Origin of the sequence: Pseudomonas sp. TMP9 (genome assembly GCF_037943105.1) — a bacterium.
GTDB lineage: Bacteria > Pseudomonadota > Gammaproteobacteria > Pseudomonadales > Pseudomonadaceae > Aquipseudomonas.
Genome location: NZ_CP149803.1, coordinates 2,926,640 through 2,940,652, shown reverse-complemented (window position 1 = coordinate 2,940,652; position 14,013 = coordinate 2,926,640). Strand labels below are relative to the sequence as shown.

General features: G+C 58.5%; 10 protein-coding genes. 4 read left to right on the top strand and 6 right to left on the bottom strand.

Annotated elements, in window-relative coordinates:
* Positions 1 to 40: 40 nt before the first annotated feature.
* The 3 genes from WF513_RS13970 to WF513_RS13960 form a co-directional block, all read right to left on the bottom strand.
* Positions 41 to 1,957: a methyl-accepting chemotaxis protein gene (locus WF513_RS13970; protein WP_339079996.1), complete on the bottom strand. Its 1,917-nt coding sequence runs from the start codon at positions 1,955 to 1,957 to the stop codon at positions 41 to 43.
* A 184-nt stretch (positions 1,958 to 2,141) separates the two neighbouring features.
* The gene (gene cueR / locus WF513_RS13965; protein ID WP_339079995.1) at positions 2,142 to 2,537 is read right to left on the bottom strand and encodes a Cu(I)-responsive transcriptional regulator; all 396 of its coding nucleotides are present in this window, start codon (positions 2,535 to 2,537) and stop codon (positions 2,142 to 2,144) included.
* Between the two features lie 169 nt (positions 2,538 to 2,706).
* Positions 2,707 to 5,103: a heavy metal translocating P-type ATPase gene (locus WF513_RS13960; RefSeq protein WP_339079994.1), complete on the bottom strand. Its 2,397-nt coding sequence runs from the start codon at positions 5,101 to 5,103 to the stop codon at positions 2,707 to 2,709.
* 138 nt (positions 5,104 to 5,241) lie between these two features.
* On the opposite strand from WF513_RS13960, the gene WF513_RS13955 reads away from it, so the two are divergent.
* Positions 5,242 to 5,454 (top strand): heavy-metal-associated domain-containing protein, encoded by a 213-nt coding sequence (locus WF513_RS13955; protein WP_339079993.1) that lies wholly within the window; start codon positions 5,242 to 5,244, stop codon positions 5,452 to 5,454.
* Here WF513_RS13955 and WF513_RS13950 read toward each other — a convergent pair.
* The gene (locus WF513_RS13950) at positions 5,433 to 6,095 is read right to left on the bottom strand and encodes a TetR family transcriptional regulator (protein WP_339079992.1); all 663 of its coding nucleotides are present in this window, start codon (positions 6,093 to 6,095) and stop codon (positions 5,433 to 5,435) included. The genes WF513_RS13955 and WF513_RS13950 overlap by 22 nt on opposite strands.
* A gap of 139 nt (positions 6,096 to 6,234) precedes the next feature.
* Between WF513_RS13950 and WF513_RS13945 the strand changes: the two genes are divergently transcribed.
* The 3 genes from WF513_RS13945 (at position 6,235) to WF513_RS13935 (ending at position 11,839) form a co-directional block, all read left to right on the top strand.
* On the top strand, positions 6,235 to 7,374 hold the full coding sequence (locus tag WF513_RS13945; RefSeq protein ID WP_339079991.1) for an efflux RND transporter periplasmic adaptor subunit: 1,140 nt from the start codon (positions 6,235 to 6,237) through the stop codon (positions 7,372 to 7,374).
* A 12-nt stretch (positions 7,375 to 7,386) separates the two neighbouring features.
* Positions 7,387 to 10,515: an efflux RND transporter permease subunit gene (locus WF513_RS13940; protein WP_339079990.1), complete on the top strand. Its 3,129-nt coding sequence runs from the start codon at positions 7,387 to 7,389 to the stop codon at positions 10,513 to 10,515.
* Between the two features lie 133 nt (positions 10,516 to 10,648).
* Positions 10,649 to 11,839: a multidrug effflux MFS transporter gene (locus WF513_RS13935; RefSeq protein WP_339079989.1), complete on the top strand. Its 1,191-nt coding sequence runs from the start codon at positions 10,649 to 10,651 to the stop codon at positions 11,837 to 11,839.
* Here the strand turns inward: WF513_RS13935 and WF513_RS13930 are convergent.
* On the bottom strand, positions 11,836 to 12,015 hold the full coding sequence (locus WF513_RS13930; RefSeq protein ID WP_339079988.1) for a hypothetical protein: 180 nt from the start codon (positions 12,013 to 12,015) through the stop codon (positions 11,836 to 11,838). The two genes, WF513_RS13935 and WF513_RS13930, sit on opposite strands and share 4 nt — an antisense overlap.
* Before the next feature lie 102 nt (positions 12,016 to 12,117).
* Positions 12,118 to 13,914, bottom strand: coding sequence for a PAS domain S-box protein (locus WF513_RS13925; RefSeq protein WP_339079987.1), 1,797 nt, complete (start codon positions 13,912 to 13,914; stop codon positions 12,118 to 12,120).
* Between the last annotated feature and the right edge of the window lie 99 nt (positions 13,915 to 14,013).

Genomic DNA, 14,013 nt, shown 5'->3' with positions numbered 1-14,013 from the left:
CACACTCACTGCTGCAGCGAGACAGTCATTAAGGCTGCGCTCATTGGTACTTGAACTGGCCTACTAGGGTTTGTAGGTCAACCGCCAGATGGGCCAGTTGGCTGCTGGCTTGGGCGGTCTGTTCGGCAGACTCGGTGACTCGTTCGGCGACGTCATTGATGTTGACCACGTTCTGATTAATCTCATCCGACACCGCGCTCTGTTCTTCGGCAGCGCTGGCAATTTGCGCGTTCATATCATTGATGCTGGTCACTGAGAGGGTTATTTTTTCAAGTGCGACGCTGGCCTGCTGGGCTTGGCTGACACTCTCGTGTGCGCGCGTCTGGCTTTGCTGCATGACGACTGCCGCCTCGCGTGCCGCATTCTGCAGCTGTTCGATTACAGTTTGAATCTCGACGGTGGATTGCTGGGTGCGTGATGCCAGGGTGCGCACTTCGTCCGCCACCACGGCAAAACCACGGCCCTGCTCGCCGGCTCGAGCAGCTTCAATTGCGGCGTTAAGGGCCAGTAGGTTGGTTTGCTCGGCGACTCCACGGATTACCTCAAGGACGCTGCTAATATTTTTGCTGTCGTCTTGCAAGCGGGCAATGACCTGGGCGGCACGTTCGACGTCGCTGGCGACTGCGCCAATCGCGCTCACTGCTTCGGCAACAACATGTTGGCCTTGAAGTGCTTGCTGGTCGGTACTGTTGGCAGAGCGTGCAGCCTCCGAGGCGTGGCGTGCGACTTCTTGCACGGTGGCAGTCATTTCATTCATCGCTGTGGCCACTTGTTCAATTTCGCCACGCTGTTTTGCTAAGTCGCGGTTCAGTTCATCGGTAATAGCCGACATTTCCTCGGCGGCAGATGCCACCTGAGTGGTAGAGCCTGCGACGTCAGCTACGAGCCTGCGGACTTTCTCGGCAAAGTGGTTGAAGGCCTGCGCCAACTCAGCCACCTCATCACGGCCGTTGATTGGCAGGCGGCGAGTGAGGTCGCCTTCACCAGCCGCGATGTCACGCATAGCGGCGGCGGCGGCACTTATCGGTTGGACGATGCTGCGCGCGATGAGCATGGCTAGCAGCAGACCAACCGCCAGAGCGATGACCGCCACAATAGCGGCACTATTGCGCGCACCAGCCAAGGCATCGGCGTAGTAGCTGCGGTCCATGGCGATTTCCAACAGACCCAACGGTTGGCCTGAGAAGTCCTTTATGGGCGCGGCAAATACGGCGACTGAGCGGCCGTCGAGTTCCGTCTGCAGCGTTACTGCTTTACCGTTGTAGGCGTCTTCACGCTGAGCGTTTGACAGCAGTTGGGGATTACTGAACGTACTGGCGAATGCGCTGTATTGGCCGGATGCTTGCCTGAGTATCAAGCCTACATCAACGTTGTAGCGTTGTTTGAACGAGTCGAAGAAGGGCTGTCCGAATGACAAGCCGAACTCCACCGAACCGACATGGCGGCCTTCGGCTTGAATCGGTGCTAAACCACGAATGCCAAGGCCGGCGACCCCTGACTCAATGCCATGTAAGGAGCGCTTCTGGGCATTGACTTGAATCACTGTCTTGCGGATAGCCGACAAATCATCACCGAACTTTGGCGGCTCATGCACACGCAGAAACGAGGTCGCCGGCGCTTGATGGAACTGGAATTGACGCAGGTTGTACCGCCCCGCCATGTTCGCAAAACCCGGTACGAACATAGCAGTAAGGCGCTCACGATCACCGTCGGCCATAGCCTGTTGAACGTCGGGGATGCCAGCCACCAGCGCCGACAATTTTTCAGACATGACGCCTTCCGATTCAATCGCGGTAGTGATGTTATTGAATAAGCCTCGCAGTTCGCGTTGTTCAGCTTCGGCGATCACATTGTTAAAGCGGCTTAAAAAAACTGTCAGCAGGACTGCGACGGTTACAGCCAGCAACAACACCAGGCTGATAGCGATGCGCTGACCAATTTTAAAATTGCTGAACATGGCTGAAGCTCCAAATAGTAAGAGTCATCACTGTCATAGTGTGGAGAGTTAGTGTGCATGGTGTTGGGCGCGGGCTTGCCCAAAAGTTTTCGGCTATTGAGGGCATATCTTTAATGCTCAGCCCGTGCCGGCCTGGCATGCGCTCAGTGTTGTCCATATCGGTTTGAGACGCAGCGGAGTATCGCTAGCTGACGCGCCCAGCCAAGTCTTTGAGGATCGGGCAATCGGGGCGGTCGTTGCCTTGGCAGCTGTCTATTAGTTCTTTGAGGGTGTCGCGCAAGCCGCTGAGTTCGTTGATCTTGCGTTCCAGCTCATTGATATGGGTGGCGGCGAGCGCTTTAACATCGGCACTGGCGCGCTCACGGTCCTGCCACAGGGCCAGCAGCTGACTGACTTCGGCCAAGGAAAAGCCGAGATCACGTGAGCGTTTGATAAAAGCCAAGCGATGCAGGTCCTGCGCGCTGTACTGGCGGTAGCCACCTTCTGTGCGGTAGGCGGTGGGCAGCAGATTGATGCTTTCGTAGTAGCGAATCATCTTGGCGCTAAGGCCAGTCTTCTTTGCCGCTTGGCCGATATTCATGGGCGTTTCCTAAACGATGTTCAGAGGCTGTGGCCGGCCACGCAGGCTGCACGTCACGATAATTATTAAGGGTTGCCTCGGTACATTCGCCAGTTTTACCGATGGCGCTGATGGGTTGCGCCGTTCAGCTGTTATGGCGGCCGATTGAACTGCCTGCGCTCAACCCATCCTAGGGTTTGTGGCTGCGATCCTGAGGTTTCCAGGTTTTAAGCAGTAAAGCATTGCTCACCACGCTGACGCTGGACAGGGCCATGGCGGCGCCGGCCAGCATCGGGTTAAGCAAACCCGCTGCTGCTAGGGGAATACCAATCAGGTTATAAGCGAAGGCCCAGAACAGGTTTTGCCGGATTTTGTTGTAGGTGCGTTTACTGATATCCAGCGCGTCGGCCACCAAGCGCGGGTCGCCGCGCATCAGGGTAATGCCGGCGGCATGCATGGCCACATCGGTGCCGCTGCCCATGGCGATGCCAACATCAGCGGCGGCGAGAGCTGGGGCATCGTTGATGCCGTCGCCGACCATGGCCACCACCGCGTCTTTTTTCAATGCTGTGATGATTTCAGCTTTATTTGCCGGCAATACTTCAGCATGCGCGACGGTAATACCAAGCGCCTTGGCCACGGCATTAACGCTGCCGCGGTTGTCGCCGCTGATCAGGTGGCTGTCGATACCCTGCTCAGAAAGCGCGGCAATGGCTTCTGCTGCGCCCTCTTTGAGGGTGTCGCCAAAGGCAAATAAACCGAGAACCTGTGGTCGCGGCGCCAGTTCCATCAGCCACGACAAGGTGCGGCCCTCGGCTTCCCACTCAAGTGCTTGGGCGACAAGCGTCTGGTTCTGCAGCCAGTGTTCTTCCAGCAGGCGTTTGTTGCCCAGCGCCAGCTGACGCTCGCCAATGTGCCCAGCAATACCGCGCCCGGCCAGTGCTTTGCTGTCGCTGACCTCAGCCAGTGTCAGCTGCTGTTCCGCACATTCATCCAGTACCGCTTTAGCCAGTGGGTGTTCGCTGCCGCGTTGCAGTGCGCCGGCCAGTTGCAGCAGGTGCGTGGTGTCGCCGTCGACGGCTTGCAGGTGGGCGATGCGCGGCGAGCCTGAGGTTAGCGTGCCAGTCTTGTCGAAGGCCACTAGGTTGACCGAGTGGGCGATCTCCAGCGCTTCGGCGTCTTTGATCAAAATGCCATGACGCGCGGCCACGCCGGTGCCGGCCATGATGGCGGTCGGGGTCGCTAAACCAAGGGCGCACGGGCAGGCAATCACCAGTACGGCCACGGCGTTGAGCAGCGCCGTCTCAATACCTGCGCCCAGTGCTAGCCAGGTAATTAAAGTGGCCAAGGCAATCAGCAAAACACTGGGCACGAAGATCCGGCTGACTTTATCCACCAATTTTTGGATCGGTGCTTTAGCTGCTTGAGCGTCTTCAACCAAGCGAATAATGCGTGACAGCACAGTTTCTGCACCGAGGGCGGTGGTTTCGATCAGCAAGCGACCTTCACCGTTGATCGCCCCGGCAGTCACCGTATCGCCCGGTTGTTTCGGCTGCGGCAGGCTCTCGCCGCTAATCAGTGCTTCATCGGCATGGCTCTGGCCTTGCGCTACCAATCCATCGACCGGGAAGCGTTCGCCGGGCTTAACCACAATACAGTCGCCCAGCTGCAATTCATTCAGTGCGACCCATTGTTCGCTGCCATCGCGCAGGCGTAAAGCGCGCTCCGGGCGCAAGGCTTGCAGAGCGCGGATGGCGCTGCTGGTTTGGCGTTTGGCGCGGCTCTCTAGGTATTTACCGAGCAGGATCAGGGTGATGATCACCGCCGAGGCTTCGAAGTACAGGTGCGGCATGCCATTGGCTGGGGTCACCGCCCACTGATACAGGCTTAAGCCGTAAGCGGCGCTGGTACCGATGGCGACCAGTTGGTCCATGTTGCCCGCTTTGGCCCGCAGCGCACTCCACGCCGCGCGGTAGAAGCGTGCACCGAAAATAAACTGCACCGGCGTGGCCAGAACGAACTGCGCCCACGCCGGTAACATCCAATGCAGGCCAAAGGGCGCCACCAGCATGGGCAGCACTAGGGGCAGCGTCAGGGCGATGGCCAAGAACAGCATCCAGCGTTCGCGTAGCAGCTGTTTGGCGGCCGTGGCTTGGGTAGTTTGTGAGTCGCCAATCCGGCTGGCGTGATAACCCGCCTTGCTCACGGCCTGCAGCAGAGCGGTTATGTCGCCCGCGTTTAGCACCTGCAGTTGCGCCCGCTCGGTGGCCAGGTTGACGCTAACTGAGAGCACACCCGGCTGCTGCGCCAACGCGCGCTCGATGCGGCCGGCGCAGCTGGCGCAGGTCATACCGCTGATGGCTAATTCCACGCGTGCGCTGGGCACGCTGTAACCGGCGGCGCTCACGGCATTCACCAGTTGCTCCAGGCTGCCGGCGGGCGCTTCGATGCGCGCGTGTTCGCTGGCCAGGTTGACACTGACACTGGCGACGTCGGCCACTTTGGCCAGCGCGCGCTCTACTCGGCCGGCGCAGCTGGCGCAGGTCATGCCGGCGATTGGTAGGTCAACGCTGATGAGATGAGACATGTAGTGCCCTCCATTGGACTGCGCTAGAGGATCAACCTTGCCACCTAGGTAAGGTCAAGGGCTGTTTTATGGCTTGACCTTACCCCGCTAGCAGGGAGGACACTGTGCGCCTCAATTAGTTAATGCAGGTGCTGAGTGATGCAAACAACGAGCGTTCACACATTTCGGGTCGAGGGCATGACCTGCGACCATTGTATTAAAGCAGTGACCGACGCCGTGCTGGCTCGTGATGCCGCTGCGGATGTCAGGGTAAAAATCCAAGGCGGCGAGGTCACGGTGGGCAGCCACCTGGCCAGTGATGAATTGATTATCGCGATTGCCGAAGCCGGCTACAGCGCAGGCTTGGCGTGATCAGCAAGTGAAGGCTCGTGGGCTGGCCAATCGCGGATCAGCCCACGAAAGCAGGCATCGACCATCGGCGCGGTGTCATGCAGCGGGTCAAACAGCGTAGGGTCGCGCAGCCAGTCGTGAAACAAGCCTACCAGTAACGCATGCACCGAGCGCGCTGCCAGGCGCGGACTCAGCCCCGCATGCAAGCGCGGGCTGACGGCTGGGCTGCTGAACTGCTGCTCGCAGAGCTCGATAAACAGATTGATAAAGGCCTCATGGCGCTCTTCAGCCTCGCGTAACTCCTCGGTGAACTCGCAACGCCGTAGCAGCACCGTGAAGATGCGGCGTTTTTGTTCGTCCCGGGCCAAGTTAGCAATGGCCTCGATGCACAGCTCACGTAAGGTCAGCAGCGGGTCATGCTCGGGGCAGCCGCGCATACGCTCAGCCAGATGCTCAGGCGGCAAGCGCACTTGGTTGAGCATGGCGTTGAAAAGGTGGGCCTTGTTAGCGAAGTGCCAATACACCGCGCCGCGCGTGACCCCGGCCTGGCGGGCAATATGCTCCAAGCTGGTGCGTGCCACGCCTTTTTCTAGAAACAGCGTTTCGGCGGCCGCAAGCAGAGCAATCCGGGTTTTTTCAGCATTTTCTTTGGTTCGGCGCATGGCAGCAGGTGCATTTCTGGCTAGGCTCAAGGCCAAAGTGTAATGAAGTTGAGGGCAATGTTCTATTTACAAACACTTGTGTATGTAACTAGCATTGCCGGTCATAACTGCTGCGCCTCGCGTTCCTTCGGAGACATCCATGCCCTTTTCCCTTCATCTGCCGGCGGCTGCCGGTGCCTTGTTGCTGGCTATTTTTGCCTGCCCGCTGTACGCCGCTGATACCCCGCCGGCGCCCGAAGTGGTGGTGGAAACGGTAAAGGTCGAAGCGTTACCGCTGGAGTTTGAATACTCCGCCCGCACGGCAGGTTTTCGCGAGGTGCAGGTGCGCGCTCAGGTCAGCGGGATTTTGCAGGAACGCACCTATCTAGAAGGCAGCCAGGTCAAGCAAGGGCAGGTGATGTTCCGCATTGACCCGCGCATTTATCAGGCGGCGCTAAGCCGGGCTAAGGGTGCGCTGGCGCAGGAGCAAGCACGCTATCGTCAGACGGAACGCAACCTCAAGCGCATCCGTGAGCTGCAGAAAAAGGGTTTTGCCAGCGAGAGTGAACTGGACAACGCGGTGTCGAATTTCGAGCAGAGCAAAGCCAATATTCAAGCGGCGGAAGCCGAGGTGTTGTCCAAGCAGATCGACCTCGACTACACCACAGTGAAGGCACCGATCTCCGGCATCACCAGTAAGGAAACGGTCTCCGAAGGCAGCCTGATGGTCGCCGGTGATCCGAATGCCAGCCTGCTGAGCAACATCACCCAGCTGGACCCGATCTACGTCAATTTTGCCGCCCCCGACTCTGACGTGGAGAGTGTGCGCAGTGGCTTGCAGAACGGCAGCTTAGTGCTGCCGGAAGACGGCAAAATGAGCGTGACGATTACCCTTGGCGACGGCAGCGTCTATCCATTAGAAGGCAAGGTGGACTTTACCGACAGCTTGGTTGATCGCGGCACGGGCACGGTCAGCGCTCGCGCTGTGGCGCCTAATCCCGAGCAGCATCTTCTACCCGGTCAGTTTGTCCGGGTTCAGGTCAAAGGTTTGAGCCTGCCCAATGCCATGACCCTGCCTGAACGGGCGATTGCCCAAGGCCCAAGCGGTACTTTTGTGTATGTCGTCGATGAGCAAGGCTTGGCGCGTAAGCGGCAGGTCACTACCGGGCACACAGCCAAAGGTCGCTGGGTGATTATTTCTGGGGTCAGTGCCGGGGAGCGGGTGATCGTTGAGGGCCTGCCGAAAGTGCGCCCGGACAGCCCGGTCAAGGTTGTTGCTCCCGCTGCCAGCCAATCTTAAGGAGCGCCTGACGTGATCTCACGCTTCTTTATTGACCGCCCGGTGTTTGCCGCCGTCATCTCGATCGTCATCATCATGGCCGGCCTTATGGCCATGCGTTCGCTGCCGATCGCCCAGTACCCGCAGATTCTGCCGCCGCAAGTGTCGGTTAGCGCCAGCTATGCCGGTGCCAGCGCCCAGGTCATCGCTGAGACAGTGGCTGCGCCGCTGGAACAGTCGATTAACGGCGTTGAGGGCATGATCTACCAGCAGTCCAACTCCGGCGGTAACGCCATGAGCCTGTCGGTGTACTTCGAAGTGGGTCGTGATCCGGATCAGGCCACCATCGACGTCAACAACCGGGTGCAAGCGGCACTGGCTAAATTGCCCGAAGAAGTGCGCCGCCAAGGTGTGAAAGTGCAGAAGAAGTCTTCCGACATTCTGCAGGTGGTGACGTTGTTTTCCCCGGATGGCTCGCGCGATCCGGTGTTCATCAGTAACTACGCGCTGATCAACGTTATCGACGAACTTAAACGCTTGCCCGGTGTGGGCGATGTCACCCAGTTCGGCTCTAAAGACTATTCCATGCGCATTTGGTTGCGCCCGGATAAGCTGGCGCAGTTCAACCTAACGCCCAGCGATGTGGTCAAGTCGATCCGTGAGCAGAACTCGCAGTTTGCCGCCGGCAGCTTCGGCCAGCAGCCGCTCAAGCAAGAGCAAGACTTCACCTACACGGTGACCACCCAAGGCCGCTTCACTGACCCGAAAGAGTTTGAAAACGTCATCCTGCGCACCGATGAAACCGGCGCAAGTTTGCTGCTCAAGGATGTCGCCCGCATCGAACTCGGTGCGCAAGACTACTCGCTGATGACCTCGCTAAACGGCCAGCAGAACGCTGCGTTTGGCGTTTATCTGCAACCCGGCGCCAATGCCCTGGACACCGCCGAAGCGGTCAGCAACGCGCTGGAGCGGCTGTCGAAGAATTTCCCCAGCGGCATGACCTTTAAAGTGCCGTATGACACCACCAAATTTGTCCGGGTATCGATCGAAGAGGTGATTTACACCTTCTTCGAAGCCCTGGTACTGGTGGTGTTAGTGGTGTTTATCTTCCTGCAAAACTGGCGCGCCACGCTGATCCCGGTGCTGGCGATTCCGGTGTCATTGATCGGCACCTTCGCCGGCATGTACATGCTCGGTTTCTCGATCAACCTGCTCACGCTGTTCGGCATGGTGCTGGCCATCGGTATCGTGGTGGACGATGCCATTGTGGTGATTGAAAACGTCGAGCGGGTGATGGCCACCGACAAGGTTGGCCCGCGCGAGGCCACCATCAAAGCCATGGAAGAGGTTACAGGGCCGATCATCGCCATCGTGCTGGTGCTCTGCGCAGTGTTTGTGCCAGTCGGATTTCTCGGTGGCCTGGCCGGGGAAATGTATAAACAGTTCGCCATCACTATTGCCGTGTCTGTGGTGATTTCCGGCATCGTCGCCCTGACCCTGAGCCCGGCGCTGTGCGCCTTGCTGCTCAAGCCCGGTCATCATGAACCAGCGGCGCCATTTCGCCTGTTCAACCGCTTCTTTGACAAAATGACCGACGGTTACACCGCCGGTGTGCGCTTCTTTCTTAAGCGCTCAGCGGTGGGCTTGCTGCTGTTCGGCGCAATGATTGCGGTAATGGTGGTGCTGTTCAACCGGGTGCCCAGTTCTTTGGTTCCCAGCGAGGACCAAGGCTATGTGATCAACGCCTACTTCCTGCCACCCGCTGCATCACTGACCCGTACCGAGAAACTCACCAGCGAGGTGACTCAGCAATTGATGGCGCACCCAGCCGTTCAGGACGTGGTGACCTTTGCCGGTTTCGACGTGTTGAGTTCGGGTACGCGCAGTAACTCGGGTGTGTCCTTTGTGCCGCTAAAGGATTGGAGTGAGCGCACCACGCCTGAGCTGGATGCGCGCAACCTGACCGGCGAGTTTATGGCCATGGCCTCAAGCCAGAAAGACGGCGTGATGATGAGCTTCAACCCGCCGCCGATTACCGGTATGAGCACCACCGGCGGTTTTGAAGGCTTTATCCAAGACCGCAGTGGCGGCGGCACGGCAGAATTGGCGAGCAAGGTGCAAGCCTTCCTTGCCGCTGCAGCTAAGCGCCCAGAACTTAAAGGGGTGCAGAGCACCTTTAACGCCAATGTGCCGCAGTACTATATCGATCTTGATCGCACCAAGGCGCGTGCTTTGGGCGTACCGATCAATGATGTGTTCACCGCCATGCAGGCGACGTTTGGCAGCTTCTATGTCAACGATTTCAGCTTGTACGGCCGCACCTTCCAAGTCAGCTTGCAGGCCGAGGCGGAGTTCCGCAGCAAGCCTGAGGACCTGTCCCAAGTCTACGTGCGCGCCGCCAGCGGTGAGTTGGTATCGCTGGCCAGCCTTGTTAAGGTCAAACGTATTCTTGGCCCCGATACTTACGCGCGCTTTAACGTCTACCCGGCCGCGAAGATTCTCGGTGGGCCGGCTCCAGGTTACAGCTCAGGTCAGGCCCTGAGCGCGATTCAGCAAGTGGCGGATGAAGTGCTGGGCAGCGAATACAGCATCGGTTGGACCGGTTCGGCCTTCCAAGAAGTGGCATCCCAGGGTTCGGGTAGCAGTGCCTTTCTCTTCGGTTTAATCATGGTATTCCTGATCCTCGCTGCGCAGTACGAGCGCTGGACCTTGCCGTTGGTGGTGGTCACAGCGGTGCCATTCGCGGTGTTCGGGGCGATCCTTGCGGTGTGGCTGCGCGGCATCGAAAACGATTTGTACTTTCAGGTTGGCCTGCTCACGTTGATCGGCCTGGCGGCGAAGAACGCCATTCTTATCGTCGAGTTCGCGGTACTCAACCGACAAAACGGCATGGGCATTTTCGAGTCGGCGCTGGAGGCTTCGCGCCTACGTTTTCGCCCGATCATCATGACGTCGCTGGCGTTTATCCTCGGTGTGGTACCGCTGGCTATTAGCTCGGGCGCAGGCTCTGCCAGTCGTCATTCGATCGGCACCGGGGTGATTGGCGGCATGTTGGCGGCCACCTTCCTGGCGATTTTCCTGATTCCAATGTTCTACCTGTTGGTGGAATCCATAGCAGAAAAAATCAGTAAAGGCCGGAAAAAAGCCGACACACCGGTTTAACCCCGCGCCTCGAGAAGGGCAGGCAGGTCGTAGCCCGGATGCAATCCGGGAGCGATTTGCAAGGTCGTGAGTGTTGCGGACGTGCTCCGGATCATTGACGACGGCCCATCTGCTCTTACTTTCCTGGATACCCATGCCGTTACGTCTTTTGTTGATACTCGGTGCGCTTAGCGCATTCGGGCCGCTGGCCATTGACTTCTACCTGCCGAGCTTCCCGGCTCTGGCCCGCGCTTTTGCTACCGATGTTGAGCATGTGCAGCTGTCGTTGGCCGTCTACTTTATCGGCTTAGCTATTGGTCAGCTGGTTTACGGCCCGCTGGCTGATCGTTTCGGCCGGCGCAAGCCGCTGCTTGTCGGGGTGACGTTATTCAGTCTGGCGTCGCTGGCTTGCGCGCTGGCGCCTAGTTTGGAGTGGCTAATCGCGGCGCGGTTTGTACAAGCATTGGGCGGTTGCGCCGGCATGGTGGTGTCGCGGGCGGTGGTGCGCGATTTATGCGACCCGATCAACTCAGCCAAGGTGTTTTCCCAGTTGATGCTGGTGATGGGGCTGGCGCCGATTCTTGCACCGTTAGCCGGTGGTCTGCTGCTGAGTACGTTGGGTTGGCCGTCGATCTTTATCTGCCTGACGCTGTTTAGCTTTCTGTGCCTGTTGGCGGTGGCTAAGTGGCTGCCGGAAACGCTGGCCAGGGACGCGCCGTCAGCGCCTTTAAGCGGTGCGCTCGGGCAATACCGGCGCCTGTTGGCGAATTTGCCGTTCCTTGGGTATGCGTTAACAGGCGGGTTTGCCGTTGCCGGGATGTTTGCCTACATCGCCGGTTCGCCGTTCGTATTTATCGAGCTGTACGGCATACCCACTGAGCACTATGGCTGGCTGTTTGGCAGCAACGCGTTGGGTTTTATTCTGGCGGCGCAGCTGAATGCCTGGTTGGTCGCACGGCATGGACCGGGGTATTGGTTGGGTAAAGTCGTCTGGTTTTACTGGGCCGCCGGCTTAGCTCTGTTGCTGGTGGCGCTGGCCAAGCCGCAGGCGCTGTGGCCGTTACTGATTCCGCTGTTCTGCTGCATTGCCTGTTTGGGCATCCTTTTGCCCAATGCCTCAGCATGTGCCATGGCTGGGCAAGGCCGGCATGCTGGCAGTGCGTCGGCGTTGCTTGGCAGCCTGCAATTCGCCATCGCCGCCAGTGCTGCCGCCATGGTGGGCGTGCTGCATGACGGCAGCGCCTGGCCAGTTGCGGTGGTGATTTTTAGCTGCGGGATTTTAGCCGTTGGCTGCTCCCTATTTACCCGCTGGGCCGAACGTGGAGTGAGCCATGTATTGGGCTAACTGGCAGCGCGTTGTTGTTCTGTGGGTAAAACATGCGGCGCATTCACGCGCGTTTGCAGTGTGCTGACGAACTGGCGTGCTTCGGCTTCACTGCGGAAGGTGACGCTCTGTTTACCAATGCGTACTTGCCAGCCGCTGCCTGCAGCTGTTTTTACCGGTTGGGTCATAACGTTCATAGACGGATCTCCTCAAGGCAAGAACGTGCAGTCTACGCGCTCAATATGAACCTTTATTGACCTGTAACAAATCTGATCACCACCGCTGCGCTGTTGGTCTGCTCAGCTCACCGTGGTGGCGCTGAACTGCACCGCTAGCCCCGCCAGCCGGGTGAACTCAGTAACCAGCGCGATATCCGCAGAGCTTGGCCGGGTGGGGTGCGGGTAATAGATGCCGAAGGTGCCGAGCACGTGGCCGTTATCGTCTTTAAACGGCAGCGACCAGCACGCATGCAGGCCGGCTGCGAGGGCAACGGACTGGTATTCGCGCCAATTGGGGTGCTGGCTGACATCTTCGGCAATCACTAATTCGCCACTCGCGGCGGCATGCCCGCATGAGCCTACGCCCAACGCCGCTTGAATCCCTTCAATGGCGTGGCAATACGCTTCCGGCAGGCTGGGCGCTGCACCCACATGCAAACGTTGGTATTCATCAAGCAGCATGATGGATACGCGCATCTGCGGTTGCAGCCTTTCCAGACGCTGACTGATGCCGACAAGGATGCTATTCAGCGGATGCAGGGCCAGCAGTTCATCCAGTACAGCATTGCGCGCCTGTTGCAGCTGCAGGGTTTGATAGCGTTCATGCACGTCACGTAGGCTGCCGTGTAGGCTCTTTTCCAGCGCATTGAAATTAAACTGCAATTCCACCCGGCGTACTTGGCCGCAGCGGGTCAGTAACTGGCATTCCAAGCGCAGATTATCCAAGTCACCTTTGAGCAGTTCTTGCAGCCTTTGGTTAAGCGGGACGTGGCCCAATTCCGGCATAAATCGCTGCAGTGGGCTGCCCAGGCTTTCGTGGACGGGGTAACCACTGATGCGCTCCCACGCCGGGTTAAGGAAGGTCAGCTGGTTGGCTGCATTAGTGATAAAAATCGCATCACCCAAGTGCTCGACCAGCGAGCGGTAACGGTGCTCGCTGACCTGCAGTTCGCTGTCCAGTTTTTTATAGTCGGTGAGGTCGATGTCAACGCAGTACATCTCCACCTGATCGAAGCTGTTACGCAGCATAAGATGGCTGGAGTAGACCCAAATCGGAGTGCCATCTTTGCGCTGCAACTGGACCTCAGCTGCGGGGATTGGTGGCCCGCCGAGTTGCCATAAATTGACGGCGCTGATTAGTTTGCTGCGGTTCTGCGGCGGTACGACCAGCTCCTCTAGGCGACGGCCCATGACTTCATGCAGGGCATAACCATAGAGTTGTGTGCTGGCCTGGTTCCAATAAATGACCCGGCGTTCTCGGTCGTAGCCCTGCACGGCAATTCGCGGTGTTTGTTCAAACAATTGCCGAAAACGCTGCTCACTTTCACGCAAGGCGCTTTCATCGCGTTTCTGTGCACTGATGTTCTGCAAGGTCCCGAGGATGCGACCAGGCTCGACGACTTCTCCACGCAGCATCACCCAGGTGGCTGATTGTTGCTGCGGCAGCAACAGGCGAGCGCTGACCGTCATGCTCGTGTGGTCCTCGAGTAAGGCGAGCAAGGCACGCTGCACCGCAGGACGTTCGGCAGGGTGCAGCCAACTGAGCAGGTCTTCAACGTTACATGGCTGACTATTAAGGTCGCGGCCAAGCAGGCGCTGCGCCTCGTCACTGAGCTGGAAACCGTTGCGGTATTCCCAGCTGCCGAGTCCGGCATTGCGTTGGGTGTGTTGCAGCAGTTGGCTGCTGTGGGTCAGTGCATCGAGCAGCCGACGCTGCGCATGGCGGTCGCGCAGGCTGAAAAAGAAGATCAACCCGGTGCTGAGCAAAATAAACAGCAGACCTTTGCTGGTTTGCAGAGCAGCTACCCTCTCACTGTTCTTGATCAGCGCATTCAGCACATAGTCGCTGCCGAAAATCCACAGAGCACTAAACAGCATGTACACGCCTGCTAAGCGCAATGGGCCTCGAAAATCAGGTCGCATCTAGTTTCACCAAGGGGCTAAGTCGAAAACTACTTAGGCTGTTACCAGCGCTGA

Bases quoted from the DNA above. Each gene is read 5' to 3' on its own strand.
- WF513_RS13970 (WP_339079996.1), bottom strand. From the start codon at position 1,957: ATGTTCAGCAATTTTAAAATTGGTCAGCGCATCGCTATCAGCCTGGTG.
- cueR (WP_339079995.1), bottom strand. From the start codon at position 2,537: ATGAATATCGGCCAAGCGGCAAAGAAGACTGGCCTTAGCGCCAAGATG.
- WF513_RS13960 (WP_339079994.1), bottom strand. From the start codon at position 5,103: ATGTCTCATCTCATCAGCGTTGACCTACCAATCGCCGGCATGACCTGC.
- WF513_RS13955 (WP_339079993.1), top strand. From the start codon at position 5,242: ATGCAAACAACGAGCGTTCACACATTTCGGGTCGAGGGCATGACCTGC.
- WF513_RS13950 (WP_339079992.1), bottom strand. From the start codon at position 6,095: ATGCGCCGAACCAAAGAAAATGCTGAAAAAACCCGGATTGCTCTGCTT.
- WF513_RS13945 (WP_339079991.1), top strand. From the start codon at position 6,235: ATGCCCTTTTCCCTTCATCTGCCGGCGGCTGCCGGTGCCTTGTTGCTG.
- WF513_RS13935 (WP_339079989.1), top strand. From the start codon at position 10,649: ATGCCGTTACGTCTTTTGTTGATACTCGGTGCGCTTAGCGCATTCGGG.
- WF513_RS13930 (WP_339079988.1), bottom strand. From the start codon at position 12,015: ATGAACGTTATGACCCAACCGGTAAAAACAGCTGCAGGCAGCGGCTGG.
- WF513_RS13925 (WP_339079987.1), bottom strand. From the start codon at position 13,914: ATGCTGTTTAGTGCTCTGTGGATTTTCGGCAGCGACTATGTGCTGAAT.